Source organism: Ideonella flava, from assembly GCF_051857595.1.
In the GTDB taxonomy this organism is placed as follows: Bacteria; Pseudomonadota; Gammaproteobacteria; order Burkholderiales; family Burkholderiaceae_C; genus Ideonella.
Window position 1 is genome coordinate 365,450 of sequence record NZ_JBPZHD010000003.1, and the last position, 23,603, is coordinate 389,052.

Genomic DNA, 23,603 nt, shown 5'->3' on the forward strand with positions numbered 1-23,603 from the left:
TGAATGGAGGCTCAGATGGAAAGCGGTTCCATCACGAGCTTGCCGTCGATCAAGCGCACCTGCGCGGCCTTGCCCTGCACGTTGTCGGGCAGCGCCGTCTCGGTGGTGCGGTAGACGCCGGCGATGGCGATCAGCTCGGGTTGCAGGCAGGTGCTGAAGATACGGGCGTCCGTATTGCCGCGGTGGCCGGCGATGGCCTTGCCGCGCAACGGGGCGTAAACATGGACATGGCCGTCGGCGATGACCTCGGCGCCGAAATTGACCGCCGCGAGCACCACCAGGTCGCCGCCGCGGGCGTAGACCTGCTGGCCGGAACGAAGAGGTTTGTCGATCACCAGGGTGCCGGCGGCGACGGGCACCTCGCGAACCACTTCCTTGATGACCTCCCTGACCACCTCGACCTCGCGCACGGGCCGCGGCTTGGGTGCCGGCGGCTCGGGCGCCTCGGGCAGGCCCGCGGCCAGTGCGGCTTCGAGTTGCGCGGCGCTGCCGCCGGCCACGGCGACCGGCTGCAGGCGGTGCTCGCGAAGCAAGGCGACGAGCGCGGGGAAGTCGAGCGCCGCTTCTTCCACTTCTCTCAGCGCGGCGAGGTCGAGCACGAGCGGGTCATGCAGGAAGAGCTCGGGCGTCTCGCTGCGCCGGGCCTCGAGCTCGGCCGCGAGCGCCGCGAGGTCGTGGCTCTTCAGCTGGAGCTGCAGCAGCGGCAGGGTCGTGTTCTTGAGATCGAAGACGGCGGACGGGACACCCGCCGCGGCAACAGGACCGGCCATGGGGAAGAGGCAACGCTGAAAGGAGCGAGTTTACCGGGCGGGAGGTGCCACGCCCCTGGGCTTCGACAGGCTCGGCCCGAACGGGTGGGGGTATCCGGGCACCCCGCTTGTCGGGCGGCCGGAGCGGCATCAGGGCTTCGACAGGCTCAGCCCGAACGGATCGGGAGACCGGTCCGCGCACTTCTCCGTTCACCCTGAGCTTGTCGAAGGGCCCCAGGTCGCGCGGCTTCGACAGGCTCAGCCCGAACGAGGTGGGAGCCGGTCCGCCCCCTTTTCCGTTCACCCTGAGCTAGTCGAACGGCCCTGACACGCGAGCCTTCGACAAGCTCGGCCCGAGCGGTGGTGGCGGCATGACCGGGGATCAGGCCACACACCTTTCCGTTCACCCTGAGCTTGTCGAAGGGCCATGACACACGAGGCTTCGGCAAGCTCAGCCCGAGCGGTGGTGGTGGCGTGAACGGGGATCAGGCCATGCGCCTTTCCGTTCGCCCTGAGCCTGTCGAAGGGCCCCAGCGCGCGCGGCGTCGACGAGGTCAGCCCGAGCGGTGGTGGCAGCATGAACGGGGATCAGGCCACCCACCTTTCCGTTCACCCTGAGCCTGTCGAAGGGCCCTGTCAGGACATGATGACCTGGAGGCTGCGCTCGTAGCTGGCGGTGAGGCGGTCGAAGGCGTCGAGCAGCGCATCGCTGGAGGCGGCGAGGAGCGCGCGGCCTTCGGCGCGGTCGGCGGCATCGGCGCCGCGCAGCAGGCGCAGCCACTCGTCGCGGGCGTTGTCCAGAGCCTCGCGCGTTTCGGCGCTGGTGAGCGGCGCGCGCTCGAGTTCCTGCAGCGCGGCGCCGAATTCGTCCAGCAAGGGCGCCAGGGCTTCGCGGCGGGCGGGCTCGCCCAGAAGGGCCGCAAGCAACGCATCCTTGGCCACCCGCTGCACCCGCATGCGCTGGCGGCCGCAAAGGTTCACCAGGCGCAGGGCGCGGCGGGCGCCGCCTTGCTCCAGGGCGTCGGTGAGGTTCTCGGCGGCGGCGAGCAGCGTCATGGCACATCGATCGCTCTCGGCCAGGGCCGGGGCCGACTGGCGCAGCGCCAGCGCCCGCTGCAGCTCGCCCCAGGCGGCGCTCGCCGCGACGAGCGCGTCGGCCACGGGCTGCGGCGCGGAGCTCGACAGGCTGTTCTGGCAGAGGTGATCCAGGTTGTCCTGCACCCTCTGCGCAGCTTCGTCCTGCAACGTGCGGGACCGCCGCGGGTCTATGCCCGCGAGCCGCTGCGCCGCCAGCTTGACCAGCCGCTGCGAGAGCATGCGCAGCTGGCCGGCGCGATTGATGGCTTCGGCCCATTGGCTGGCCTCGATCACCGAGCGCGAGACCTCGCCGACGCGCAGGTTGGCATGCATCGCCGCGCCGCGCAGCAGGCGGAAGGCTTCGTCTTCGCCGATGCCGCGCGCGCTCATCAGCACACCCTTGGCACGATCGACCCACTTGCGCTCGTCCAGCTGGCCGCGTGCCCGGGCGAGCTCGGCGCGCAGCTCGCTGGCCTGCCGCCAGCGCGCCTGATCAGCCGCCAGCGCCGCCCGCAGCGCTTCGGGATCGTCGAGCACGGCCGCAGGCCACCAGCCGGCCAGGCCGGCCGTGACGAGCATCACGAGATCAGGCGGCGGCGGGCCGAACAGGCTCACCGGACGCGCGGTGAGATCGCCCCCGGCCGCCTGCCAGGCCGCGAGGCCGGCGCCGATCGCCAGGTGCGTCGCTTCGGCCCCTGCAGCGGCCGGCACGCCCAGGCCCGCCTGGGCCAGCGCTTCGGCCAGACGGCCCGCATCGGGGTCGGCAGGCCAGGTCCAGGTCATCGTCGAGTCGCCTTGCATCGCAGGCCGGGAGCATAGGGCAAGCCGGCGGCGGCACCGTCATCGCACCGTTCACGATCACCGCCGGTGCACGCCGCACCGCGGATGGGCGTGAAGGCCTCACGTTCCGGCCCCGTTCCCCGGTGGAGGCAAACGGGCACGCGACTTGCGTTAACCGGAGCGCGGTGTAACGACGCACCGCGCTGGTGACGCCGGGCCCTGCCCGGATCGACAGGGTGACGACCCAACGCGTGCCAAGGCCTCGCCTCGCATGCCGGCTCGAACCGCACCCCACCTTCCAATCACGCCCCGCCGCGTTCGCGACGGGCTCTCCTTGCCGCATTCCTCCTCCGCTCCACGGTCTGTCCGGGCTGTGTGGCGGCGGTCCGTTCATCCCACTTCAGCCGAAGCCGACACGCCATGGCCCAGTTCTCGACGTTCCTCCGCGCAGGCCACGCCCCGACGCTGTTCGCGGCGTTCCTGTACTTCGCGTTCTCGTGCTGCATCTGGGTGCTCAACGGCGCGATGGCTCCCTTCATCAGCGAGGCCTACGGGCTCACGCCCGCGCAGAAGGGCCTGATGCTGTCGGTGCCCATCATCGCGGGCGCGCTGATGCGCTTCCCCCTCGGCGTGCTGTCGCAGTACATCGGCCGCAAGAGCGCCACGCTGGTGGAGATGGGCCTCATCGCGGTGGCCATGCTCTACGGCTGGATCGCGGTCGAGAGCTTCTCCGACCTGCTGAAGATGGGCGTGCTGCTGGGCATCGCCGGCGCCAGTTTCGGCGTCGCGCTGAGCCTGGGCTCGGGCTGGTTCCCGCCGCAGCACAAGGGCCTGGCCATGGGCCTGGTGGGCGCGGGCAACGTGGGCACCGCGGTGTCGGTGCTGGTGGCGCCGCCGCTGGCCCAATGGCTGGGATGGCAGGCGGTCTACGCGGTGGCCGCGGTGGCCATCCTGCTGCCGATGGCGGTGATGGTGATCTTCGCCAAGGAGCCGCCCGACGTCGACAGCCACGCGAGCCTGCGCGGCCACATCGCCTGCCTGTTCGAGAAGGACGGCTGGGTCTTCAGCCTGATCTACGGCGTGACCTTCGGCGGCTTCATCGGCCTGACGACCTTCCTGCCGACCTACTACTACGACCAGTTCGGCGTGAGCAAGGTGCAAGCCGGCCAGCTCACCATGCTGGCAGCCTTCATGGGCGCCGCGGTGCGCGTGTTCGGCGGCTGGATCTCCGACCGCTGGGGCGGCGTGAACACGCTGACGCTGGTGCTGGTGGTCGTCGCGGTCGCCCTGACGCTGGTGGGCTTCTCGGGCGGCTCGCTGGTGCTGACCACGCTGCTGCTGATCGTCTGCTTCGGCGCCCTCGGGGCCGGCAACGGGGCGCTCTTTCAACTCGTGCCGCTGCGTTGGCCCACCACGACCGCGGTCGCGGGCTCGATGATCGGCGAGATCGGTGCCCTGGGCGGCGGCCTGGTGCCCAACGCCATGGGCCTGTCCAAGCAGTACCTGGGCGCCTACACCTGGGGCTTCGTGCTCTTCGCCGTGCTGGCGGTGGTGATGCTGGGCGTGATGCGGGTGATGCAGATCCGCTGGACGCGGACCTGGGCCGAGCGAGGGGGCCGGGCGCGTGTCGCAACCCCGGCGGCTGCTTCGCCGGCATCGCCCAACGTCAAGCGCGTGGCGCGCGGCTGAGCAGGCTCGGACATCCGCGATGAGTTCAACGGGGCAGGAAGAGAAGCCAGGCGACGAGCAGCGCGTTCAGCAACGCCGAAAGCCCGAAGCCCAGCTTCCACACGGCCGCCGGGTCGCGCTTGAGCAGCGGCGTGTGTCCGGGCGCGCGCAGGGGGCGCGAGGCGCCGCGCTCCAGGGCGAGCAGCAGCTCTTCGGCGGTCTCGAATCGCTGGGCCGCATCGCGCGCCACGGCCTTCTGCAGCACATGGTCGAGCCAGATGGGCACGTCGGGTCGAATGCGCGAGGGAGCCTGAGGGTCCTGCCGGTAGCGCCCGCGCTGGTAGGGCTCGATCTCGCCATAGGGCAGGCGACCGGTGAGCCACTGGTAGAGCGTGACGCCGAGGGCGAAAAGGTCGCTGCCGGCGTCGGGCGGCTGGCCGTCCCATTGCTCGGGGTTCATGTAGCTCGGCGTGCCGGCATGCAGCTCGCGCTGCGCCGCGCTTTCGCGGCCGCTCAGGGCCACGCCCAGATCGAGGATGCGCCACACGCCGTCGTCGCCGAGGTGCAGGTTGGCCGGCTTGATGTCGCGATGGACGACACCGTGCCGGTGCAGCCGCGCCAGCGCATGGGTGCAGGCGATCGCGGCCTGCACCAGTTCGGCCACCGGCGCGCGTTCGCCGCCGGCCATGCGTTGCTCCATGGTGCGGCCGGCATGCCAGTCGAACACGAGGTAGAAGGCGCTGGCCTCGCGCCGGCGCTCGTGCACCCGCACGAAGCCGGTGCGGCCGTCGCCCGCCACGCGCTGGCCCAGCCAGGCTTCGTGGGCGAGCATGGTGCGTTCCTCCGGGTCGTTGGCCCGCGTCGGATGCAGCGTCTTCACGGCCACCAGCGCACCCTCGGGCAGCCGTGCCTGGTAGAGGCGGTTCACGCCGGTGTCGGCCACCAGCGCGGTGATGTGCAGGCCGTCCAGCATGTCGCCCACCTTCAGCAGCGGCGGCACGGCCAGGCGCCGGCTGTCGGCCTGCTCGTCGTCGAGCTGGCGCGCATCCAGGCCGGTGACGCGCAACACCAGCGCGGTCGCGTTGTCGCGGCTGCCGGCGTTGATCGCAGCATGGGCCAGGGCATCGGCCGCGGCTTGCGCGCCATGCTCCGCCGCCTGCGCCGCCACCAGCTCGGACAGGCGCGAGGTCTTCAACGCCCCATGCACGCCGTCGCTGGTCAGCACGAAGACATCGCCGATTCGGGCATCGCCCTGGGCGAAGTCGATGCGCAGCGCGTCGTCCAGGCCCACCGCGCGGGTCAGGCGGCTGCGCTGGTCAGGATGCTCGAAGGCGTGGTCCTGGCTGAGCAGGGCCAGCTCGCCTTCGCGCAGCAGCCAGGCGCGGGTGTCGCCGATGTGGGCGAGCGTCCAGGTCTGGCCCTGCAGGGCGAGCGCGGTCAGCGTGGTCAGGGCCGGTGCCTCGCCCGGACGGCGGTGGTTCTGCGAAGCGAGCCAGGCGTTCTGCGCGCCTATCAGGCGATCCAGCGCGACCGTGGTCTCCCAGGCGGCCGGGGCGCTGAAGAAGTCGTTGAGCAGGCCCATCACCGTGGTCTGCGCCGCCTCCAGGCCGCGGCCGCCTTCGGACACGCCGTCGGCCACCGCGCCGATCAGGCCACCTCTTTTCTCGTGCGGCGCCGCATGCACCGCACCGGCGAAATCCTCGTTGGCCTCGCGTGCACCGCGCAGGCTGGCGTAGCCGACATCGACCTCGAAGCTCATGACAGGGATCCGGGCAGCGGCCACCTCGCCGCGCGCGCCATTGTCATGGCACCCGACTTGCTTTTTTTGAACTGAAGACGACGAAAGGACGACCCACCATGAAGAAGATGAAGCTCGTGATGGTCGGCAACGGCATGGCTGGCGTGCGCACGCTCGAGGAGCTGCTGAAGATTGCGCCCGATCTCTATGACATCACCGTCTTCGGCGCCGAGCCGCACCCGAACTACAACCGCATCCTGCTGTCGCCGGTGCTGGCCGGCGAGCAGACGATCGACGAGATCATCCTCAACCCCGTCTCCTGGTACGAAGAGAACGGCATCACGCTGCACCTGGGCAAGAAGGTCGCGAAGATCGATCGCGTGAAGCGGCTGGTCATCGCCGAGGACGGCACCACCGCCCCCTACGACCGGCTGCTGATCGCCACCGGCTCCAACCCCTTCGTGCTGCCGGTGCCGGGCAAGGATCTCGAAGGCGTGATCGCCTACCGCGACATCGCCGACACCAACACGATGATCGAGACCGCCAAGACGCACCAGCATGCGGTGGTCATCGGCGGCGGCCTGCTGGGCCTCGAAGCCGCCAACGGCCTGATGCTGCGCGGCATGCAGGTCAGCGTCGTGCACATCATGCCGTGGCTGATGGAGCGCCAGCTCGACGACGTGGCGGGCAAGCTGCTGCAGAAGTCGCTGGAAGACCGCGGCCTGAAGTTCGAGATCGGCGCGCAGACCGACTCGCTGCTGGGCAATGAAAGCGGCCGCGTCCGGGCGGTGAAGTTCAAGGACGGCCGCGAGCTGCCGGCCGACCTGGTCGTGATGGCCGCGGGCATCCGCCCCAACACCACGCTGGCCGAGGCCAGCGGCCTGCACTGCAATCGCGGCATCGTGGTGAGCGACACCATGCAGACGGTGACCGATCCGCGCATCTACGCGGTGGGCGAATGCGCTGCGCACCGCGGCATCGCCTACGGCCTCGTCGCGCCGCTGTTCGAGCAGGGCAAGGTGTGCGCGACGCACCTGGCCGAGTTCGGCATCGGCCGCTACACCGGCTCGCAGACCAGCACCAAGCTGAAGGTGACCGGCATCGACCTGTTCTCCGCCGGCGACTTCATGGGCGGCGAAGGCACCGAAGAGATCGTTCTGTCCGACCCCATGGGCGGCGTCTACAAGAAGCTGGTGCTCAAGGGCGACAAGCTGGTGGGCGCGTGCCTCTACGGCGACACCGTCGACGGCAGCTGGTACTTCAAGCTGCTGCGCGAAGGCCGCGCCATCGGCGACATCCGCGATCGCCTGATGTTCGGCGAATCGAACATCGGCGACACCGGCCACGAGGGCCACAGCAAGGCCGCCGCGATGGCCGACTCCGACGAGGTCTGCGGCTGCAACGGCGTCAACAAGGGCACCATCTGCAAGGCCATCAAGGACAAGGGCCTGTTCACGCTGGAGGAGGTGCGCAAGCACACCAAGGCGAGCGCGAGCTGCGGCTCCTGCACGGGTCTCGTCGAGCAGCTGATCATGTTCACGGCCGGCGGCGACTACTCCGCCACGCCGAAGAAGAAGGCGATGTGCGGCTGCACCGATCTCTCGCACCAGGACGTGCGCGACGCCATCTTCAAGGAGCACCTGACCAGCATCCCGCAGACCCAGGAGTTCCTCGGCTGGAAGACGCCCAACGGCTGCTCCAGCTGCCGCCCGGCGCTGAACTACTACCTCATCTCCTCCTGGCCCAAGGAGGCGCAGGACGACCCGCAGAGCCGCTTCATCAACGAGCGCTCGCACGCCAACATCCAGAAGGACGGCACCTACAGCGTGATACCGCGCATGTGGGGCGGCGAGACCACGGCCGACGAGCTGCGCCGCATCGCCGACGCGGTCGACAAGTACAAGATCCCGACCGTCAAGGTCACCGGCGGCCAGCGGATCGACCTGCTGGGCGTGAAGAAGGAAGACCTGGTCAACGTCTGGAAGGACATCGGCATGCCCTCGGGCCATGCCTACGCCAAGGCGCTGCGCACGGTGAAGACCTGCGTCGGCAGCGAGTGGTGCCGCATGGGCACGCAGGACTCGACCCAGATGGGCAAGGACCTGGAGCGCGCGATGTGGCGCATGTACGCGCCGCACAAGGTCAAGTTCGCCGTCTCGGGCTGCCCGCGCAACTGCGCCGAGGCCGGCATCAAGGACGTCGGCATCATCGGCGTGGACTCGGGCTGGGAGATGTACATCGCCGGCAACGGCGGCATCAAGACCGAGGTCGCGCACTTCTTCTGCAAGCTCAAGACGGCCGAGGAGGTGCTCGAGTACACCGGCGCCTTCATGCAGCTGTACCGCAAGGAAGGCTGGTACCTGGAGCGCACCGTCCACTACGTCTCGCGCGTCGGCCTCGACTACGTCAAGAAGAAGATCCTCGACGACGCCGAGGGCCGCAAGGCGCTGTGGGCAGAGCTGCAGTTCGCGCTGGATGGCGAGCCCGACCCGTGGTTCGAGTTCGACAAGGCCAAGGTCGACCTGCGTCAGTTCCAGCCGGTCTGATTCCCTCCACTTTTTCCGGATGAGCCCCTTGCAGTTTTCCGTTTCCCGCCGTGTCGCCCTGATGGCGCTGGGCAGCGCGGCCATGGCCGCCGCGATGGCGCAAGTGCGCGATCTCAATGACGCCATCAACAAGGCAGGCCGCCAGCGAATGCTTTCGCAGCGCATGGTCAAGGGCTGGCTGGCGCTGGGCCAGAAGCTGGAGGACATCCGGGCCGATCGCGTCCTGGGCGATTCGATGGCCCTGTTCGAACGCCAGCTGGCCGAGCTGCGCGCCTTTGCGCCGACCGACGGCATCCGCAACACCTATGACCAGCTCGACGCGGCGTGGGGCGGCCTGAAGAGCGCACTGGTCGGCGCCCAGCCCTCGCTGGCGACGGCGCCCGGCCTGCTGGCCCTGGACAGCAAGGTCCTCGCGCTGGCGCACCTGGGCACCCAGCAACTCGAGCAGCACGCGGGCAAGCCGGTCGGCCACCTCGTCAACCTGGCCGGCCGCCAGCGCATGCTGAGCCAGCGCATGGCCAAGTTCCAGCTGGCCATGGCCTGGAAGGTGCCGGTGGCCGACGCGGCCCAGCAGATCGAGACCGCGCGGGCCGAGTTCGTGGCCGCGCTCGACAAGCTGGCCGCCGCGCCCGAGACGACCGCGGCCATCCAGGAGCAGATCGTCATGGCACGCCAGCAGTGGGTCTTCTACGACGCGGCGCTCGGCCGCGGACAGGCCCCCGACGCACGCAACGCGAGGAACGTGTTCGTCGCCAGCGAAAACATCCTGCAGGTGATGGACCACATCACCGGCCTGTATGCCCGGGCCGCGAGCTAGGGCCACCCTGATTTCTGAATTGCCGAAGGAAAGCCGCCATGTCCGACTGGACCGCCATCTGCCGCATAGAGGACATCCCGCCGCTGGGCTCGCGCCGCGTCGCGCGTGAACGCGGCGCCGCCGTCGCCGTGTTCCGCAGTGCCACCGACCGCGTGTTCGCCCTGCTGGACCGCTGCCCGCACAAGGGCGGCCCGCTGAGCCAGGGCATCGTCTTCGGCGAGAGCGTCGCCTGCCCGCTGCACAACTGGAGCATCGGCCTGTGCGACGGCGTGGCCGCCGCGCCCGACGAAGGCTGCACGCCGAAGTTCAGCGTGCAGATCGTCGACGGCGTGGTGCACCTCAATGCCGCCGAGCTGGCCACGCTGGGCACCGACCTGCCCGTGCCTATGGCCGGGCCGCAGACGCGCAAGATCGCGGCCTGAGCGGCAGCGACGTGGCACACGAAACGAAGTCCACCTGCTGCTACTGCGGGGTCGGGTGTGGCGTCATCATCGAGCACGACGGTGCGCAGATCACCGGCGTGCGCGGCGACCCGGAGCATCCGGCGAACCTGGGCCGGCTGTGCAGCAAGGGCTCGACGCTGCACCTGACCGCGACCGCATCGGTCACGCGGCAGACGCGGCTGCTGGCGCCGATGCGACGTGCTGCACGCGGTGCGGCGCCGGTGGCCATCGGCTGGGAAGAGGCGCTCGATGAGGCCGCCAGCAAGCTCGCAGCGATCCATCAGGCCCATGGCGCGGATGCGATCGGCGTCTACATCTCCGGCCAGCTCCTGACCGAGGACTACTACGTCTTCAACAAGCTGGTCAAAGGCCTGATCGGCAGCAACCACGTCGACACCAACTCGCGCCTGTGCATGTCCAGCGCGGTGGCCGGCTACAAGGCCACGCTGGGCGCCGATGCGCCGCCGTGCTCGTACGAGGACTTCCAGCACGCGCAGACGGTGTTCATCACCGGCAGCAACATGGCCTGGGCGCATCCCATCCTGATGCGCCGGCTCGAAGATGCGAAGCGCGCCAACCCGGCCCAGAAGTGGATCGTCGCCGACCCGCGGCGCACCGAGACCGCCGCGGCAGCGGACCTGCACCTGCAGTTGCTGCCGGGCAGCGACGTGGCGCTCTACCACGGCCTGCTGCACCTGCTGCTGTGGGAGGGCCTGACCGACACGCGCTACATCGAGGCCCACACCACCGGCTTTGCCGCCCTGCGCAACCGGGTGCGCGAGTACACGCCGCGCGAGACGGCCCGCCTGACCGGCCTGAAGGAGGCCGACATCGTCACCGCGGCGCGCTGGTTCGGCCAGGACACGCCCACGTTGTCGCTCTATTGCCAGGGCCTGAACCAGAGCAGTGCCGGCACCGCCAAGAACGCCGCTCTCATCAACCTGCACCTGGCCACCGGCCAGATCGGCAAGCCGGGCGCCGGGCCCTTCTCGCTGACCGGCCAGCCCAATGCGATGGGCGGGCGCGAGGTGGGCGGCCTGGCCAACCTGCTGAGCGCGCACCGCGATCTTTCCAACCCGGCGCACCGCGCCGAAGTGGCCCGCCTGTGGGGCGTGCCTGAGGTGCCCTCGGCGGCGGGCAAGACCGCGGTCGAGATGTTCGAGGCGGCGGCCGACGGGCAGATCAAGGCGCTGTGGATAGCCTGCACCAACCCCGCGCAGTCGCTGCCCGACCAGGCCACCGTGCGCCGCGCCCTGGAGCGTGCCGAGTTCGTCATCGTGCAGGAGGCCTTTGCGACCACTGCGACCTGCGGCTACGCCGACCTGCTGCTGCCCGCGACGACCTGGGGCGAGAAGGACGGCACGGTCACCAACAGCGAGCGGCGCATCAGCCGCGTCCGCCCCGCCGTGCCGCCCGCGGGCGAGGCGCGGCACGACTGGGCCATCGCGCGCGACGTCGCCCAGCGCCTGGCGGCCCGCATCGCGCCCGAACGCGCGGCGCTGTTCGACTACCCGACACCCGAATCGGTCTGGCTGGAGCACCGCGAGTCCACCCGCGGCCGCGACCTCGACATCACCGGCCTGAGCTACGCGATGCTGGAGTCCCTCGGCCCGCAACAGTGGCCGCTGCCCGAGGGCGCCGAGCAAGGCAAGGCACGGCTGTATGAAGACGGCGTCTTCCCCACGGCCGACGGCAAGGCGTCGTTCGCCGACGTGCCCTTCGCACCGCTCGCCGAGCCGCGCGACGCGCGCTTCCCGTTCAGCCTCAACACCGGCCGCCTGCGCGACCAGTGGCACGGCATGAGCCGCACCGGCACCCTCGGCCGTCTCTACGGCCACGAGGGATGGCCCTGCATCGACCTGCATCCGCAGGACCTGCAGCGCCTGAAGCTCGCCGAGGGCGACCTGGTGCGCGTGCGCTCGCGCCGCGGCCAGGTGGTGCTGCCGGCGCGCGGCAGCGACGCCATCGCGCCCACGCAGGCCTTCATCGCCATGCACTGGGGCGAGGAGGTGCTGTCCGGCCACGATGCGCAAGGCCGTCCGATGTCCGGCGTCAACGCGCTCACCACGCCGCGCTTCTGCCCGCAATCCAAGCAGCCGGAGCTCAAGCACGCCGCGGTCGCGATCGAGAAGCTCGTCCTGCCTTGGCGGCTGACGGCCATGGCCTGGCTGCCGGCGGACGAAGCGCTGGCCCTGCGCGAGCGGCTCAAGCCCGCCCTGGCCTTGTTCGGGTACGCGAGCCTGCTGCCCTTCGGCCGCGAGCCGGACCGGCCCCTGACCGGCACCGTCGTCGGGCCGGATGGTGCCGGCCGCCTGGGCCTGCTGCTGCGCGCGGGCGCCGCCGAAGCACCGGCGCCGCAGGTGCTGGCGCCGCTGCGCGAGATGCTGGGCCTGGGCGCGCCCGGCGTGCTGGCCTACCAGGACGCCCGCCGAGGCCAGCAGCGCGCCCTCAAGGTGGCGCGGGATCCCGACGGCGCCGAGCGCCTGCAGGCCTTCTGGGTCGCCGGTGACGTCAGCGGGGAAGCCTGGCTGCGCCAGCTGCTCGAAGCCGACCAGACCCTGCCCGGCCCGGGCCGACAGCTGTTGGCACCCGGCGCGCTGGCGCAGAAGGCCGCCACGCCGCGCAGCCCGCAGGTCTGCACCTGCTTCAACGTCGACGAGGCCGCCATCCGGGCCGACCTGGCGCAGCGCGCCGGCGCGCTAGACGAGCGCATTGCCCAATGCCAGGCGGCGCTGAAGTGCGGCACCAACTGCGGCTCCTGCCTGCCCACGCTGCGCTCGATCGCGAAGGTGGTGCCGGTCGCGGCATGAACCCCGAAAGACCGGCTTCAGGGCCGTTCGCCCCCGCCGGCCCGAGGGGGCGCCAGCGACCGGCCTGACAATGCCGGGATGAGCATCGCTGTCTACCTCAAGGAGATCGGCCGCGGCAAGGACGGCGCCCGGCCGCTGTCGCGAGACAAGGCCTTCGACCTGATGAGCCAGCTGCTCGACGGCCGGCTGAGCGACCTCGAGAAAGGCGGCTTCGCACTCGCCATGCGGATCAAGGGCGAAACGCCGGAGGAGCTGTCCGGCTTCATGGACGCCGTGGTGCCCCGCACGCTCGCGCTGCATGCGCCTTCGCCGGCCATCGTGCTGCCCAGCTACAACGGCGCGCGCAAGCTGCCCAACCTGACGCCTCTGCTGGCGTTGCTGCTGGCGCGCGAGGGCGTGCCGGTGCTGGTGCACGGGCCGCTCACGGATGCCGCCCGCACGACGAGTGCCCAGGTCTTCGAAGCGCTCGACCTGCCTCCGGCACAGGGCGCCGCCGAAGCGCAAGCCCGCTGGGCCGCCGGCCAGCCGGTCTTCATGCCGATCGACGTGCTGCATCCCTCGCTCGCCGCGCTGCTGGCCTTGCGTGCCGTGCTCGGCGTTCGCAACTCCGGCCACACGCTGGCCAAGCTGCTGCCGGCCGTGCCCGGCGCGCTGCGGGTGGTCAACCACACCCATCCCGAATACGCCACCAGCCTGTCCGACTTCCTGGCGCTGACCGGTGCCACGGCGCTGCTGATGCGCGGCACGGAAGGCGAGCCGGTGGCTGATGCCCGCCGGCTGCCCGCGCTCAAGTGCTTCGTCGGCGGCTTGCGCGATGACAGCCTGTCGGTGGAGGCCCAGGGTGGCAGCCTCACCGCCCTGCCCGAGCTGCCGGGCGGCATAGACGCCGCCGGCACGGCCCGGACGATCCGCGCGATGTGGGCTGGCGAACTGCCTGTGCCCGAGCCGATCACCCGCCAGGTGCAGTGCCTCCTGGCGCTTCGTGGCCGGCTCGGCTGACGACGGGCTTCAGTCCGCCAGCTGCAGCACGAGCCTGAAGGCCGTGCCCGGCCCTTCTTCGGCCGGCAGCGGATGCGCGCTCAGCGAGCCGCCCATGGCCTGCACGAGGGCCTGCGAAAGCGCGAGGCCCAGGCCCGATCCCTGGACCGGGCCGGACTCGCGGCCCAGCCGCTGAAAGGGCAGGAAAAGCTTGTCCAGCCGGTCCGCCGGCAGGCCGATGCCGGTGTCGCGCACCTCGAGCAGGCATTGCCCGCCCTGGATGTGCGCACTCAGCTCCACGCTGCCGCCGCGCCGGTTGTACTTGATGGCATTGCTGAGCAGGTTGATCAGCACCTGCTTCAGCCGCATGGTGTCGCCTCGAACCGCCACACGCGGCCGGATCAGCCGCTGCGCCAGGATGACGCCCGCCTCCGCGGCCTGGCCTCGCACGAGGTCGAGGCAGTCGCGCACCAGCGCGCCCAGCGGCACCGACTCCTCCTGCATGGGCAGCCGGCCGGCCTCGACCAGCGAAAGATCGAGCAGGTCGCCGATCATGGCCAGCAGGTAGTCGCCGGCCTGGCGGATGAGCTGCACCCGCCGGCGTTGCGCGAGGGTCAGCGGCTCGCCGCGATCGACCTCGAGCAGCTGGGCGAAGCCGAGCACCGCGTTCAGCGGCGTGCGCAGCTCATGGCTCACGCGGGAGAGGAATTGCGTCTTCGCGGCATTCGCGGCTTCCGCCGCCAGCTGGTTGCGCCGGGCCTGTTCCAGCTGGTGCTGCAGCGTGGCGTCCGTCTGGGTGCCGAACATGCGCGTCGGCCGACCGGCCATGTCGCGCTCGACGATGCGGCCGCGCTCCTCGATCCAGCGCCAGTCGCCTTCGGCGGCGCGCGCCCGGTAGACCGCGCGGTAGCTCTCGATCTCCCCGCGGGCATGGGCCTGGTAGGCCTGTTCGACGCCGTCGACATCGTCGGGGTGGATCAGCCGGTCCCAGTCGGCCTGGGTGTGGCCAATGCTGCCCGGCGGGTAGCCGAGCATGAGCGCGCCTTCGTCGATGTCGCCCAGCGCGTCGGTCGCCAGGTCCCATTCCCAGACGAAAGTGCCGCCCTCGCGCATGGCCGCGCGCTGCAGCGACAGCGAGTCGGCGCCGACCTGCCCGCGGGCGGCCAGCCAGTGGGCGATCAGTTCGCCGGCGGCCTCCATCAGCGGGCGCAGGCGTTCGGACGCCGTCTCCAGCTCGGTGCCGGCAGGCAACTCCACTTGCAAGGTGCCGACGGTGCTGCCCAGGTGCTTGAGCGGCACCTGCCAGGCCAGGCCGGCGGGCACGGTCGGGCGCTCGCGGCGGGCCTCGAAACGGCCGCCCGCGATGGCGTGCCCGCGATGGCGCGCCTCGATCAGGCTCCAGCGGCCTCCGAGCAGGTGCACGCAGGCCCGCGCCAACCGCTGCAGGGCATGCGCCGGGTCGCGCCGGCGCAGCAGGTCGAGCAGCGCAGCGTTGGCTTCGGCCCAGACCGCGGCCTCGGTCGGTAACGGGGGGCGCGCCGTGTTCACCGGGCGACGCCCATCCCCTCGGGGCCCGACGCCCAAGGCAGCGAAGGGGCCTGCTCGGTCGCCGACGGGCCGCCCCTAGGCGACCGATCCCCTCGTGGGACCGACGCCGAAGGCGGCGTAGGGGCCTGCTCGGTCGCCAACGGGCCGCCCCTAGGCGACCGATCCCCTCGGGGGACCGACGCCGTAGGCGGCGTAGGGGCCTGCTCGGTCGCCGACGGGCCGCCCCTAGGCGACCGATCCCCTCGTGGGACCGACGCCGAAGGCGGCGTAGGGGCCTGCTCGGTCGCCGACGGGCCGCCCCTAGGCGACCGATCCCCTCGTGGGACCGACGCCGAAGGCGGCGTAGGGGCCTGCTCGGTCGCCAACGGGCCGCCCCTAGGCGACCGATCCCCTCGGGGGACCGACGCCGTAGGCGGCGTAGGGGCCTTGTTCAGTGCCCGTGGCCCAGCGTCTCGCCGGCCTTCAGTCGATAGACGGTGCCGCAGTACGGGCACTTGCCTTCGCCCTCCTGGGCCAGATCGATGAAGACGCGGGGGTGGTTGCTCCACAGGGGCATCTTGGGGTTGGGGCAGAAGACGACGCCGGGACCTTGGAGATCCTTGGCGGTGACTTCCACGACAGCGGCGGCGGCAGGGGACACGGCACTCATGGTCTATGGAGGTGTGGGGTCAGACGCGGGTGAGCCACTCGGCGTACTTGGCGTTGCGGCCGTTGACGATGTCGAAGAAGGCGGCCTGGATCTTTTCGGTGATGGGCCCGCGCATGCCCGCGCCCAGCTCGATGCGATCCAGCTCTCGGATCGGGGTGACCTCGGCGGCGGTGCCGGTGAAGAAGGCCTCGTCGCAGATGTAGACCTCGTCGCGCGTGATGCGCTTTTCGACCAGCTTCAGGCCGAGGTCCTGGCAGATCGAGAAGATGGTGTTGCGGGTGATGCCGTTGAGCGCGCCGGCCGACAGATCGGGCGTGTAGACCACGCCGTTCTTGATGATGAACAGGTTCTCGCCGGCGCCTTCGGAGACGAAGCCCGAGGCGTCGAGCAGCATCGCCTCGTCGTAACCGTCATCCGTGGCTTCCATGTTGGCCAGGATCGAGTTGGTGTAGTTGCTCACCGTCTTCGCCTGGGTCATGGTGATGTTCACGTGGTGGCGGGTGAAGCTGGAGGTCTTCACCCGGATGCCGCGCTTCATGCCCTCTTCGCCCAGGTAGGCGCCCCAGGGCCAGGCCGCGACCATCAGGTGGATCTTGTTGCCCTTGGGGCTCACGCCCAGCTTCTCGGAGCCTATCCACGTCAGCGGGCGCAGGTAGCCGCTCTTCAGGCCGTTCTCGCGCACGACGGCGCATTGCGCATCCATCACCTCCTGCAGCGAGAAGGGGATCTTCATGCGCAGGATCTTGGCCGAGTTGAACAGCCGCTCGGTGTGCTCGCGCAGGCGGAAGATCGCCGTGCCGCCGACGGCGTCGTAGGCGCGCACGCCCTCGAAGGCACCGCAGCCGTAGTGCAGCGTGTGGGTCAGCACATGGATCTTGGCGTCGCGCCACTCCACCAGCTGCCCATCCATCCAGATCTTGCCGTCGCGATCGTCCATGCCCATGGCGCTCTTCCTCTCGTGATTCCTGGCCCGTTCGAGCAACGGGCGAAGGGCAGATTCTAGGTGGGCGCCAAGGCCTTCCCACGAGGGACGGCGAGGTGTCGGCGGTCAAGTCCGGAACGCTGCACCCGCAGGGGTTCGTGCATTCCTTCACACCCTTTGTCGGCGTGCAAACCACACCTCCTCTTTTCCCCCTAACTCGAACCCTACTTACACCTTCTAACAGTACAGGCTTTTACGCACACTCCCCACCAGACCCCTCACTCAGCCCCCGTCAGGGGGTGCGAGTCCAACCAACACAAGATTCATGGAGGTATCTCGATGCGTTCGTTTCTGCACCGCGTGACCGGCGCCCTGGCCCTCGTGGCCGCCGCGCTGGCCCCGGCGCCGGCGTGGGCCGAAGCCTACGATTTCGGCTCGCTGATCCAGGGAGACGGCGCACCGTTGACCGCCAGCTTTGCCACCCTGAGCGCCACCGTCGTCGGGGACGACGTGCTGTTCACGCTCGATGCCTACGGGCTGGATCAGTTCAGCGGAGCCGAGCCGTGGATCGGCGCCATGTCTGTCGATGGCCTGAAGACGGGCGCAGTCTCGGACGTGAACGGCGACGCCAACGTGACGATGGGCAAGGGCGATGGCCCGGACGGCAGCTTCGAGTTCAAGTTCGACTTCAGCGACACCACCGGCAAGCTGCTCGACAACGAATCCGTCTCCTGGACCTGGGTCGGTGGCGCAGGTCATTTCGACAACTTCGCGATCCACGTCAAGGGCATCGAGTACGGCGAGACCAGCAACGCCTGGTACGACGCCGCCCTGGCGGTGCCCGAACCGAATTCCTACGCCTTGATGTTGGCCGGCCTGGGCGTGATCGGCGTGATGGCGCGCCGACGCCGCCAGCGGTGAAGCGGCGCCACGAGCGCCGCCGGTGCAGTGCACAAAACGTTGAGACTTGATGACGCTTTGATTTCCAACAAAGGCTACATCCAGTTACGATTCTGACCATTGCCAGGCCTGGGGGCAGCGCGGCTTCCACGCATCCCTGTCGAGGCCCGGCCGTGGTGGAGGGTTTGACCATGAACCTGTACAACCGTCTCACCATCCCATTGGCCGCCTGCGCGGCCGTGATGCTCGCGCCCCTGGGCGCCAGCGCCCAGACCACCGTCTACGAGTTCGGGCAACTGATCTCCGGCGACGGCGCCCCTGAGCAGATCAGCTTTGCCACGCTCACGGCCACCGTGTCGGGCGATGACGTCCTGTTCACCCTCGATGCCTATGGCCTCGACCAGTTCACCGGCTCGGAGCCCTTCCTCGGCGCCCTGGCGGTGGATGGCGACATGGTGGGCAACGTCACCGATGTCCAGGGCGACACGTCCGTCAGCATGGCCAACGGCGGCGGGCCAGGCGGCGGCTGGGAGTTCCGCTTCGACCTGACCGGCAAGCAGCAGGACCGGCTGCTCGACGACGAGACCGTCAGCTGGACCTGGGACGGCGGAGCCGACCACTTCACCGACTTCGCCGCCCACGTGCAAGGCATCGACTACGGCGGCACGACGAGCGCCTGGTACCAGGCGGTGGCTGTGCCCGAGCCGGGCGCCTATGCCATGTTCATCAGCGGCCTGGCGGTGCTCGGCGTGTCCGCCCTGCGTCGCCGTCGCCTGGGCGGCTGAAGCGGAACCACCGCCTCAGGCCGGAGGCGGCGGCTCGGAGCGGGCCGCATCCTCCGCCTGGCCGGCGCGCAGCAACTCCCAGCGGGCCAGTCGGCCCGCTTTCATTTCTGCCCTCAGCGTTGCGCCGGATTCGTCGGCCCATTCGAAGGTCTCCGGATCGTCCGCCACCTTGCGGCCCAGGCTGCCGGCCAGCCGCAGGATCGCCGGCAGGTTCATGCCGGCCTGGAGCCGGGTGTGCAGCATCACCGCGCTGGGCACCGAGCCGACGGGCGCGCCCGCCGCTTCGCGCAGGCTGCGCACCCCGCGGCTGAACTGCAGCAGCAGCCAGAAGACCACCAGCGTGATGGCAAGCAACACGCCTTGCCAACCCCACTGCACGTAGCCGACGGCCACGGCGAGCGAGCCGAGGCCCCACCCGATCACCTCGTGCTTGTTCACTGGCCCACTCCTCGTTCTCGTTTGACATCCGTCTCGGTGCGGCCGACGCGGCCGGTGCGCAGCGCATCGGCCCAGTCGCCGCGGCCGTTCGCCTCGGCCTGGCGTGCCGCCTTTTCATGATCGTACGGCGTGGCCCTGAGCGCGACGGCGAACCCACCCCCGACACGGTCGAGCACCGCCCAGCGGGAGAGCGGGCTGCCGGCCTCGACGTGATGACGGTGCGGATGCTCATCGTCATAGGCCGGCAGGCCGACGCTGCCGGGGTTGAGGACGAGACTCGCGCCGGCGTGGGTGACACGCGGCACGTGCGAGTGACCGCACAGCACCACCGCAGCACCGGTCTCGCCCAGGCGTTCGGCAAGTTCGTTGGCGCTGGCGGCGCGGATCCCGCTCGAGCCGTGCAGGCCGAAGTCGGGCGTCACGGTTTCCATCAGGTAGACCAGGTCGCTCGTCGGCGTGCCGTGGCAGCAGAAGACGTCTTCGCCGAGCCAGCGGGTGGCCGGAAGGGCGCGCATCCAGGCGAGCTGCTGGTCGTCCAGCCGCTCGGCAGCGTGGCGATCGGTGGCGCCCATCCTGTCCAGCGGCAGGGTCAGCACCTGCCGCTCGTGGTTGCCGGCGATCGCCGGCCAGTCCAGCGACATCAGCCGGTCGGCGGTCTCGGCCGGCCACAGCGGCCCGGACAGCGCATCGCCGAGCTGCACCACGTGTTCGATGCCCTCCGACTCGATGGCCCGCACCACGGCCTCGAGCGCCGGCAGGTTGCCGTGGATGTCGGAGAGGATGGCCCAGCGCATGGCCTTCAGCTTAGCTCGCGCAACACGTCGATCGCCTGCTCGATGCGCTCGACCGGGTGGATGGCTAGGCCTTCGATCGGCTTCTTCGGCGCGTTGGCCTTGGGCACCAGCGCGACCGAGAAGCCGAGCTTGGCGGCTTCCTTCAGACGCTCCTGCCCCCGCGGCGCCGGCCGCACCTCGCCGGCCAGCCCGACCTCGCCGAAGGCGACGAAGCCCCGCGGCAGCGGGCGGCCGGCCAGGCTGCTGCGGATGGCCAGCAGCACCGCCAGGTCGGCCGCGGGCTCGCTGATGCGCACGCCGCCGACCGCGTTGACGAACACGTCCTGATCCAGGCAGCCGATGCCGGCGTGCCGGTGCAGCACGGCCAGCAGCATCGCCAGCCGGTCACGCTCCAGGCCGACCGACAGGCGTCGCGGGCTCGGGCCACCCGAATCGACCAGCGCCTGGATCTCGACCAGCATCGGCCGCGTGCCTTCGAGCGTGACCATCACGCAGGAGCCCGGCACCGGCTCGCCGTGCGTCGAGAGAAAGATCGCGCTCGGGTTGCTGACGCCCTTCAGGCCTTTCTCGGTCATGGCGAAGACGCCGATCTCGTTGACCGCTCCGAAGCGGTTCTTGATCGCCCGCACCAGGCGGAAGCTCGAATGCGTGTCGCCTTCGAAGTACAGCACCGTGTCGACGATGTGCTCGAGCACGCGCGGCCCGGCCAGGGCGCCCTCCTTGGTCACGTGGCCGACCAGGACGATGGTGCAGCCGCCCGCCTTGGCGCTGCGAGTGAGCTGCGCCGCGCACTCGCGCACCTGCGCCACCGAGCCCGGCGCGCTGGACAGCTGTTCGGAGTACATCGTCTGGATCGAGTCGATGACGCAGAAGGCCGGCTGCTCGACCTCGATGGTCGCGAGGATGCGCTCCAGGTTGATCTCGGCCTGCACGCGCAGCGACTTGCCCGCCAGGCCGAGCCGGCGTGCCCGCAGAGCGACCTGGGCACCCGACTCCTCGCCGGTCACGTAGAGCACCTTCATCTGCTGCGAAAGCGCATCGGCGGCCTGCAGCAGCAGCGTGCTCTTGCCTATGCCCGGGTCGCCGCCGATCAGCACCACGCCGCCTTCGACGATGCCGCCTCCCAGCACGCGGTCCAGCTCCTCCAGCCCGGTGGGCGTGCGGGCCACTTCGGCGGCCTCGATCTCGCTGAGCGTGGCCACCGGCTGGGGCCTGGCGAGCGACTGGAAGCGATTCTTCGCCTGGCCGGCCGGCGCTTCGGCCACCGACTCCTCCAGCGAGTTCCAGGCGCGACAGTGAGGGCATTGGCCCAGCCATTTCGGGCTGGTACCGCCGCACTGGCTGCAGACGTAGATCGACTTGGATTTGCTCATCGGCTGGGATCGAGGGGCCGCCAGACCGGGCTGGCGACCGTGAAATAGGGGCGCGACTCGGCGCGTTTCCGGCGTTCATTGTCGGCGGGGCCGGCCGATGATCCGTTCGCACACCACCTCCACTTGCAGTTCCACCATGAGCAGTGCCGTCGTCCTCGCCCCTTCGATCCTCGTCGTCGACGCCCGCGCGGTGTCGCGCACGCACGCCGCCGGCCTGATCCGCAATCGCTGGCCCGACGCGCGGGTGAACGAGGCGGGGGATGGCGAGAGCGCGCTGGTCGAGCTGGCCGAGGGCGAGACCGACCTGGTGATCGTCGAGATTCCGGGTGAAGCAGGCCTGGCGACCGGCGAGCGCCTGCGCAAGCAACATCCGAGCTGCCACATCGCGCTGCTGGCCGAACCCGGCACCGCAGCCGAACGCCGCCGCGCCGATGCCGCCGGCATCCGCCTGTTCCGCACACCCCTCACGGGCGACGTGATCGAGCAAGTCCTGGCCCTCGTCGGCTGGGGGGATTAGGCCCCCACGGCCCCTCCCGGGGCCTGCCCCCCAAGCAACTGTGTTCGCCGTCAAGCGGTGATGCCATGAAGCTCGGGGTTCCACTCCTTTCCGGTGCGGGCCATGGCGTTGAGGATGCGCAGCAGCTTGTGCGAGCAGGCGGTAACGGCCACCTTGTCAGTCTTGCCAGCGGCAATGAGCCGGTCGTAATAGGCTTTGATGACAGGGTTGAAGCGCACGGCGCTGCGCATGGCCATGTGCAGCGTGCAGCGCACGATCTTGCGCCCGCCGTAGATGTGGCGCTTGCCGTGCGCGGCACCGGAGTCGCGGTTCAACGGCGCCAGCCCGGCCAGCTTGGAGATGCGCTGGTTCGACACATGACCCAGTTCGGGCAGGAAGGCCTGGACGACAGCACAAGTCACCGGCCCGACGCCCTTGATGCTGCCCAGGCGGGCGGTCTGTGCCTTGAAATGCTTGTCCAGGTGATCGTCGATGTCGTGGTCGAGCCTGGCGATCTCCTTGTCCAATGTCTTGATGACCGCACCGATGCTCTTTTGAAGCACGCGCACGGCCCCGGCGCGACGGTTCTGTTCGGCCGTGCGCATGTTGAGCAACTGCGCTCGGCGCTGCACCAGCGCCTGAAGCGCCTCCACCTCGGGTGGCGCGGGTGCGAAGCGGACACCGGCCTGGTTGGGCTTGGCGGCCAAGGTCTGTGCCAGATGGGCCAGCGCGATCGCGTCGATGGTGTCGTCCTTCTCCAAGTGCCCCATCGAGCGCGCGAACTCGCGCGCCGCACGCGGATTGACCACCGCCACCGGCAAGCCGTGCTGGACCAGCCGCAGCGCCAGCGCTCGCTCCAGCCCGCCCGTGGCTTCGATGACGATCAGACCCACTGGCCCGTCCCGAAGCGCGTGCAACAGGGCCTCGAAGCCGTCCTGGGCGTTGTTCAACGACTGGCTGCGGGAGTCGCCGTGCCGCGCCCAGACGAACGTGGCCTTGGCCATGTCCACGCCGACATAGGCCAGCGCCGCGCTGGCGACCGATTCGTGAGAAGAAACGTTTGCCATGTCCCATCCTTGCGTCATGCGAGTTCGGACTCGGGTAACTGTTCGGGCTTGGCGGCAAACGAAGGAACGTGCACGCCCAGTGCTTGGGGACGAGCTCAAGGCTCACAGGGGGCTCGGGCTGTGCACGTACCCACGAACCGAAGCTATGAATCGCAGCAAGTCGATTGCAGCTGACCATTCGCCCATTCGAATCATGCTGAATACGGCTTCGAACATACAAGGGGGCTCGCGCAGCGGACCGGCAAAGCCGGATCCGCGCAAAGGATGTTGGCCCCCACGGCCCCTCCCGGGGCCTGCCCCCCAAGGGTGCTCGCGCAGCGGACCGGCAAAGCCGGATCCGCGCACGCCCTGGGCTCCATACCGGTGCGGGCGTGCGCCTACACTGGCTCGATGGACCTCGCCACCTGGATCCCCTTTTTCATCGCCACCGTGGCGATCAGCCTGTCGCCCGGGCCCGGCGCCATTGCCGCCATGGGTGCGGGCCTGAACCACGGCTTCGCCCGCGGACAGAGAATCGCCTTCGGGCTGGGGCTGGGCGTCTGCACCCAGCTGGCCGTCGTGGGCGTCGGTCTGGGCGCCCTGCTGGCCACCTCGGCCACCGCCTTCAGCCTCGTCAAGTGGCTGGGCGTGGCCTACCTGGTGTGGCTGGGCATTCAGCAGTGGCGCGCGCCGGCCCAGCCGCTGGTCGCTCGCGACGACAGTTCGCCGCTGGCCACCACGGCACAGCTGGTGCTGCGCGGCTGGATGGTCAACGCCGTGAATCCCAAGGGCACCGTGTTCCTGCTCGCGGTCCTGCCGCAGTTCGTCGAAACCGCCCAGCCACTGCTCCCGCAGTACCTCGTGATCGGCGCCACCTTCGGCGTGGTCGAGTTCGCCGTGATGACCGGCTACGCCGCGCTGGCCTCACGCGTGCTGGGCCTGTTCCGGACGCCGCGCCAGATGCGCGGCATGAACCGCGTCTTCGGCAGCCTGTTCATGCTGGCCGGTGCCGCGCTGGCCCTCTTCAAGCGGGCGTAGCCAAGGCC

General features: G+C 70.1%; 20 protein-coding genes. 10 read left to right on the top strand and 10 right to left on the bottom strand.

Annotation, left to right across the window (positions count from 1 at the left end; all coding sequences use genetic code 11):
* Nucleotides 1–11 precede the first annotated feature (11 nt).
* A complete protein-coding gene (gene minC, locus ACS5PM_RS08390; RefSeq protein WP_439387142.1) occupies nucleotides 12–770 on the bottom strand; it encodes a septum site-determining protein MinC in 759 nt (252 codons plus the stop codon).
* Nucleotides 771–1,385: 615 nt separating this feature from the next.
* Nucleotides 1,386–2,609: an ANTAR domain-containing protein gene (locus ACS5PM_RS08395; RefSeq protein ID WP_439387143.1), complete on the bottom strand. Its 1,224-nt coding sequence runs from the start codon at nucleotides 2,607–2,609 to the stop codon at nucleotides 1,386–1,388.
* 417 nt (nucleotides 2,610–3,026) lie between these two features.
* On the opposite strand from ACS5PM_RS08395, the gene ACS5PM_RS08400 reads away from it, so the two are divergent.
* Nucleotides 3,027–4,295: an MFS transporter gene (locus tag ACS5PM_RS08400; RefSeq protein ID WP_439387144.1), complete on the top strand. Its 1,269-nt coding sequence runs from the start codon at nucleotides 3,027–3,029 to the stop codon at nucleotides 4,293–4,295.
* 25 nt (nucleotides 4,296–4,320) lie between these two features.
* Here the strand turns inward: ACS5PM_RS08400 and ACS5PM_RS08405 are convergent, their stop codons facing one another.
* Nucleotides 4,321–6,033 (bottom strand): bifunctional protein-serine/threonine kinase/phosphatase, encoded by a 1,713-nt coding sequence (locus tag ACS5PM_RS08405; protein WP_439387145.1) that lies wholly within the window; start codon nucleotides 6,031–6,033, stop codon nucleotides 4,321–4,323.
* 98 nt (nucleotides 6,034–6,131) lie between these two features.
* Between ACS5PM_RS08405 and nirB the strand changes: the two genes are divergently transcribed.
* The 5 genes from nirB (at nucleotide 6,132) to ybiB (ending at nucleotide 13,627) form a co-directional block, all read left to right on the top strand.
* A complete protein-coding gene (nirB, locus tag ACS5PM_RS08410; protein WP_439387146.1) occupies nucleotides 6,132–8,558 on the top strand; it encodes a nitrite reductase large subunit NirB in 2,427 nt (808 codons plus the stop codon).
* A 28-nt stretch (nucleotides 8,559–8,586) separates the two neighbouring features.
* The gene (locus ACS5PM_RS08415; RefSeq protein WP_439387147.1) at nucleotides 8,587–9,375 is read left to right on the top strand and encodes a type IV pili methyl-accepting chemotaxis transducer N-terminal domain-containing protein; all 789 of its coding nucleotides are present in this window, start codon (nucleotides 8,587–8,589) and stop codon (nucleotides 9,373–9,375) included.
* Nucleotides 9,376–9,413: 38 nt separating this feature from the next.
* Entirely contained in the window at nucleotides 9,414–9,797 is a 384-nt protein-coding gene (gene nirD, locus ACS5PM_RS08420; protein WP_439387148.1) for a nitrite reductase small subunit NirD, read from the top strand.
* Between the two features lie 11 nt (nucleotides 9,798–9,808).
* Nucleotides 9,809–12,628 carry a nitrate reductase gene (locus tag ACS5PM_RS08425; protein ID WP_439387149.1) on the top strand — a complete coding sequence of 940 codons (2,820 nt, stop codon included), beginning with the start codon at nucleotides 9,809–9,811 and terminating at the stop codon, nucleotides 12,626–12,628.
* Between the two features lie 78 nt (nucleotides 12,629–12,706).
* The gene (gene ybiB, locus ACS5PM_RS08430; protein WP_439387150.1) at nucleotides 12,707–13,627 is read left to right on the top strand and encodes a DNA-binding protein YbiB; all 921 of its coding nucleotides are present in this window, start codon (nucleotides 12,707–12,709) and stop codon (nucleotides 13,625–13,627) included.
* Nucleotides 13,628–13,636: 9 nt separating this feature from the next.
* On the opposite strand, the gene ACS5PM_RS08435 is transcribed toward ybiB, so the two are convergent.
* The 3 genes from ACS5PM_RS08435 to ACS5PM_RS08445 form a co-directional block, all read right to left on the bottom strand.
* Nucleotides 13,637–15,154, bottom strand: a complete 1,518-nt coding sequence (locus ACS5PM_RS08435) for a sensor histidine kinase (RefSeq protein ID WP_439387151.1) — start codon at nucleotides 15,152–15,154, stop codon at nucleotides 13,637–13,639.
* A gap of 430 nt (nucleotides 15,155–15,584) precedes the next feature.
* A complete protein-coding gene (locus ACS5PM_RS08440; RefSeq protein WP_439387152.1) occupies nucleotides 15,585–15,803 on the bottom strand; it encodes a zinc-finger domain-containing protein in 219 nt (72 codons plus the stop codon).
* A gap of 19 nt (nucleotides 15,804–15,822) precedes the next feature.
* The gene (locus ACS5PM_RS08445; RefSeq protein WP_439387153.1) at nucleotides 15,823–16,746 is read right to left on the bottom strand and encodes a branched-chain amino acid transaminase; all 924 of its coding nucleotides are present in this window, start codon (nucleotides 16,744–16,746) and stop codon (nucleotides 15,823–15,825) included.
* A 318-nt stretch (nucleotides 16,747–17,064) separates the two neighbouring features.
* Between ACS5PM_RS08445 and ACS5PM_RS08450 the strand changes: the two genes are divergently transcribed.
* Both ACS5PM_RS08450 and ACS5PM_RS08455 read left to right on the top strand, forming a co-directional pair.
* A complete protein-coding gene (locus ACS5PM_RS08450) occupies nucleotides 17,065–17,646 on the top strand; it encodes a PEP-CTERM sorting domain-containing protein (RefSeq protein ID WP_439387154.1) in 582 nt (193 codons plus the stop codon).
* A 170-nt stretch (nucleotides 17,647–17,816) separates the two neighbouring features.
* Nucleotides 17,817–18,410, top strand: a complete 594-nt coding sequence (locus ACS5PM_RS08455) for a PEP-CTERM sorting domain-containing protein (protein ID WP_439387155.1) — start codon at nucleotides 17,817–17,819, stop codon at nucleotides 18,408–18,410.
* A 15-nt stretch (nucleotides 18,411–18,425) separates the two neighbouring features.
* Here the strand turns inward: ACS5PM_RS08455 and ACS5PM_RS08460 are convergent, their stop codons facing one another.
* Genes ACS5PM_RS08460 through radA form a run of 3 tightly spaced genes read right to left on the bottom strand, consistent with a single transcriptional unit; the run spans nucleotide 18,426 to nucleotide 21,015 of the window.
* Nucleotides 18,426–18,848 carry a hypothetical protein gene (locus ACS5PM_RS08460; RefSeq protein ID WP_439387156.1) on the bottom strand — a complete coding sequence of 141 codons (423 nt, stop codon included), beginning with the start codon at nucleotides 18,846–18,848 and terminating at the stop codon, nucleotides 18,426–18,428.
* Nucleotides 18,845–19,642 carry a metallophosphoesterase family protein gene (locus ACS5PM_RS08465; RefSeq protein ID WP_439387157.1) on the bottom strand — a complete coding sequence of 266 codons (798 nt, stop codon included), beginning with the start codon at nucleotides 19,640–19,642 and terminating at the stop codon, nucleotides 18,845–18,847. Before ACS5PM_RS08465 ends, ACS5PM_RS08460 begins: the two co-directional genes overlap by 4 nt.
* Nucleotides 19,643–19,647: 5 nt before the next feature.
* A complete protein-coding gene (radA, locus tag ACS5PM_RS08470) occupies nucleotides 19,648–21,015 on the bottom strand; it encodes a DNA repair protein RadA (protein ID WP_439387158.1) in 1,368 nt (455 codons plus the stop codon).
* A gap of 136 nt (nucleotides 21,016–21,151) precedes the next feature.
* On the opposite strand from radA, the gene ACS5PM_RS08475 reads away from it, so the two are divergent.
* A complete protein-coding gene (locus ACS5PM_RS08475; protein ID WP_439387159.1) occupies nucleotides 21,152–21,532 on the top strand; it encodes a response regulator transcription factor in 381 nt (126 codons plus the stop codon).
* Nucleotides 21,533–21,582: 50 nt separating this feature from the next.
* On the opposite strand, the gene ACS5PM_RS08480 is transcribed toward ACS5PM_RS08475, so the two are convergent.
* On the bottom strand, nucleotides 21,583–22,578 hold the full coding sequence (locus tag ACS5PM_RS08480) for an IS110 family RNA-guided transposase (protein ID WP_439387160.1): 996 nt from the start codon (nucleotides 22,576–22,578) through the stop codon (nucleotides 21,583–21,585).
* 390 nt (nucleotides 22,579–22,968) lie between these two features.
* On the opposite strand from ACS5PM_RS08480, the gene rhtB reads away from it, so the two are divergent.
* A complete protein-coding gene (gene rhtB / locus ACS5PM_RS08485) occupies nucleotides 22,969–23,595 on the top strand; it encodes a homoserine/homoserine lactone efflux protein (RefSeq protein WP_439387161.1) in 627 nt (208 codons plus the stop codon).
* Nucleotides 23,596–23,603: the final 8 nt, after the last annotated feature.